Raw genomic sequence first — 3,253 nt, 5'->3', positions numbered from 1 at the left:
TGTTGAGCGCCACGCTGATTGAACACCGGCGGGCGGTGTAGCGACACCGAGTACGGGGACGAACCCGGGCCACCCTCGGGTTGCCCTTCGTCGCGTCAGGCGACAGGGTGCCAGCGCCCTGTACGCGCAAGGACCCTCCCGGTTACCTCTTGGCGAGTGACGGGAGGGCCCTTCCTGGTGCCCGGAGGCACACGTGAAGATCGTAGGAACCGACGCGCCGGAAGTCGAACGCGCCCTGCTCGCCGGCGGGCTGGCATGCCCGAGCTGTGCCGGGCGGCTGCGGCCCTGGGGGCATGCCCGAGAACGCGTCGTCCGCCATCGCGGGACCCAGGAGTGTCGTCGTCCGCGGCGGTCGCGCTGTGGGCGCTGCGCCCTCACCCATGTGCTGCTGGGCGAGGACTGCCTGCTGCGGCGCCGTGACGGCGTCAGTGTGATCGGTGCCGCCCTGGTGGCCAAGGCCCTCGGCTTCGGCCACCGCCGCATCGCCGCCGATCTCGGGCTCACCGCCTCCACGGTGCGGAACTGGCTGCGCCGCTTCGCCGCCGCCGCCGAGGCCATCCGGTCGTTCTTCACCGTGATGGCCCTCGACCTCGACCCGCTGGCCGACCCACCGGAGCCGTCGGGATCGGCCTTCGCCGAGGCCGTCGAGGCCATCGCCGTGGCGGCCCGGGCCGCGGTCGGCCGCCTCGGCCCCCGGCCCCCGTGGTCCTTCGCCGCCGCGGCCAGCAACGGGTGCCTGCTCTCCAACACGAACTGCCCCTGGGCGGGCGCGGTGTGAGCGACCAGCCTCGGCTCTTCGTCCCCGAGCATCCAGGAGCCGCCGGTGCAGGACCGTCATCGCGACGTGGCGTTGTTCCGCTACTCCCTCATCCGAGAAGCCGCCGACCCCGGCCTCACCAAGGCCGAGCGGGGGGCGCTGGTGCGCGCCCTGGCCCGCCGTGAGCACCTGGGCCCGAGCGGGTCTCGCCTGCAGGTGAGCCGCAACACCCTGGACCGCTGGATCCGGGCCTGGCGGGCCGGCGGCTTCGAGGCGCTGGTGCCGGCGGCACGGGCGGCCGAGCCAAAGACCCCGGCCGCGCTGTTGGACCTGGCCGTGAAGCTGAAGCGGGAGGCGCCATCGCGCACCGCGGCCGGCGTGGCCGAGATCATGGCCACCGCCGAGCCGTGGGCACCCTCGGCCCGCACCCTCCAGCGCCACTTCGCCCGCCTGGGCCTCAACACCCGCCCCGACGGGTCCCCGCCGCAGGCCTTCGGGCGCTTCGAGGCGGCCGCCCCCAACGACCGCTGGACCGGCGACGCCCTTCATGGTCCGGTGGTCGAGGGCCACAAGGCCTACTTGTTCGCCTTCCTCGACGACCACTCCCGAGCGGTCCCCGGCTATCGCTGGGCGCATTCGGAGGACACCGTTCGCCTGGAAGCGGCGCTGCGCCACGGCATCGCCGCCCGGGGCATCCCGGCGTCAATCTACGTGGACAACGGCAGCGCCTTCGTGGCCGCCCCGCTGCTGCGGGCCTGCGCCGTGCTCGGCATCCGCCTGGTCCACTCCCGGCCCGGGCGTCCCCAGGGCCGGGGCAAGATCGAGCGCTTCTTCCGCACGGTGCGCGACCAGTTCCTCGTGGAAGTGCAGGCCCGGGGCGTGGGGGGCCTGGTCGAGCTGAACCGCCTCTTCGCCGCCTGGGTCGAGACCGTCTATCACCGCCGGGCCCACTCCGAGACGGGGATGGCGCCCCTGGAGCGATACGAGGCCGGCGGGCCGATCGCCCTGCCGAGCCCGGCCTCCCTGCACGAGGCGTTCCTGTGGTCGGAGCGCCGCCTGGTGACCAAGACGGCCACGGTCAGCCTGCACGGCAACACCTTCGAGGTCGACGCCGCCCTGGTGGGCCGGCGGGTGGAGCTGGTCTTCGACCCCTTCGACCTGGCCACCGTCGAGGTCCGCTTCGAGGGCCGCTCCATGGGGGCGGGGGTGGCCCACGTCGTCGGCCGCCACACCCATCCCATGGTCAAGCCCGACACCCCGCCACCGCCGGCGGCCACCGGCATCGACTACCTCGGACTCATCGAGGCCCGCCATGCCGAGGAGCTGGCGGCCCGCATCCACTACTCCGGCCTGCCCGGCCCCGCGATCACCGACGGAAGCGAGACACCGTGAGCATCGAAGTCCTCCAGGCCCACTACGGCTTCACCCGCATGCCCTTCGGGCGGGACCTGGCCCCGGGCATGCTGCACCGCAGCGCCGGCCACGGCGAGGCGGTGGCCCGCATCGCCTGGTGCATCGCCGAGCGGGCCCTGGGGGTCGTCACGGGCGAGGTCGGATCGGGCAAGACCGTTGCCGCCCGGGCGGCCACCGCCGGCCTCGACGCCAGCCGCCACACGACCATCTACCTGGGCAACCCCGCCATCGGGGCCCGTGGGCTCTACGCCGCCATCGTCTCCGCCCTGGGCGGGGTGCCCAGGTTCCACAAGGCGTCGCTCATCCCCCAGGCCGCCGATGCCTTGGCCGCCGAGGAGGCCGAGCGGGGCAAGCGCGTGGTGGTCGTGGTCGACGAGGCCCACCTCCTGGGCGCCGACCAGCTCGAGGAGCTCCGGTTGCTGACCAACGCCGAGATGGACAGCCGCTCGCCCTTCGCCTGCCTGCTCGTCGGTCAGCCCACGCTGCGCCGGCGCATCAAGCTCGGCACCTTCGCCGCCCTGGACCAGCGCATCGCCCTGCGCTTCGCCATGCCGGCCATGACCGCCGCCGAGACCGGGGCCTACGTCGCCCACCACCTCAAGCTGGCGGGGCGGGCCGACACGCTGTTCTCCGACGACGCCCTGGGGTTGGTCCACCAGGTCTCCCGGGGCCTGCCCCGGGCGGTGAACAACCTGGCCCTGCAGTCCCTCGTCGCCGCCTACGCGACCAACAAGGCCATCGTCGATGAGTCCTCGGCCCGGGCCGCGGTCACCGAGGTGACGGCGGAATGAGCGTTGCACCCCACGCCTCGAAGGACGTGTCGCTGCACCACCTCACTATCACCGCCGTGATCAGCGGCGGGCCGGGCATCGAGATCGTCGCCGCCGAGTTGCTCCTCGACCTCGTTCAGCGCTTCGGCTACCAGGCCGTCATGGCCGACCAGATTCGCCTCGACATCACCACCGAGGCGCGGCCGACGACACCGTGAACATCTACCGTCGCCTGCGACGTCGCATCGTCGCGTCCCCAAGCGATCTCCAACGACGGCGTCGCCACCGTGTTCATCGTCGGTGGCGGTCAACA

At 73.1% G+C, this 3,253-nt stretch carries 4 protein-coding genes; all 4 read left to right on the top strand.

Translation table 11 applies throughout. From position 1 onward, the window contains the following. The first annotated feature begins 382 nt into the window (after positions 1 to 382). From VM242_05540 to VM242_05525, 4 genes are read left to right on the top strand one after another with little or no spacing between them, the layout of a single operon-like run. Positions 383 to 778, top strand: a complete 396-nt coding sequence (locus VM242_05540; protein ID HVM04614.1) for a helix-turn-helix domain-containing protein — start codon at positions 383 to 385, stop codon at positions 776 to 778. Between the two features lie 45 nt (positions 779 to 823). Beyond that, complete coding sequence (locus tag VM242_05535; GenBank protein ID HVM04613.1) at positions 824 to 2,149, top strand: DDE-type integrase/transposase/recombinase; 1,326 nt, start codon at positions 824 to 826, stop codon at positions 2,147 to 2,149. After that, on the top strand, positions 2,146 to 2,961 hold the full coding sequence (locus VM242_05530; GenBank protein HVM04612.1) for an AAA family ATPase: 816 nt from the start codon (positions 2,146 to 2,148) through the stop codon (positions 2,959 to 2,961). The genes VM242_05535 and VM242_05530 overlap by 4 nt, the downstream gene beginning before the upstream one ends. Beyond that, positions 2,958 to 3,158 (top strand): hypothetical protein, encoded by a 201-nt coding sequence (locus VM242_05525; GenBank protein ID HVM04611.1) that lies wholly within the window; start codon positions 2,958 to 2,960, stop codon positions 3,156 to 3,158. Before VM242_05530 ends, VM242_05525 begins: the two co-directional genes overlap by 4 nt. Positions 3,159 to 3,253 lie beyond the last annotated feature (95 nt).

The sequence above is a fragment of the Acidimicrobiales bacterium genome (assembly GCA_035540975.1).
GTDB lineage: Bacteria > Actinomycetota > Acidimicrobiia > Acidimicrobiales.
The sequence above is the reverse complement of the archived record's forward strand: the minus strand, read 5'-3'. Positions and strand labels throughout refer to the sequence as shown.